At 68.9% G+C, this 244-nt stretch carries 1 protein-coding gene; it reads right to left on the reverse strand.

The annotated features are described in order from the left end of the window. Nucleotides 1–185 (reverse strand): hypothetical protein (locus ACQG3P_RS21875; protein WP_426806224.1); only part of this gene is annotated, 185 nt, incomplete at its 3' end. Between the last annotated feature and the right edge of the window lie 59 nt (nucleotides 186–244).

Consider the following 244-nt stretch of genomic DNA (forward strand, 5'->3'; position numbering starts at 1 on the left):
TGCTGCGCCGCCGGGCTCGATGCGGTGGCGGGATTGTTGCTGGCGGCCTGGATCGAGGCCAGATCATTGCCGGCGCTGCCGTAGCCGTTGGCCAACGCCTGGCTCATGCGATCCGAGAGCGGTACGGCGGCGCCTTCCGCGCCGCCCACCACGTCGATCTCGGTAGCGATCTGTGTCACGTGCAAGGGTGCATCTCCAGCGGAACATCCGCAGAGGGTCCTGGTACCGGCAGCACCGCTGCCGG

The organism is Stenotrophomonas sp. SrG, assembly GCF_050031795.1.
GTDB lineage: Bacteria > Pseudomonadota > Gammaproteobacteria > Xanthomonadales > Xanthomonadaceae > Stenotrophomonas > Stenotrophomonas rhizophila_A.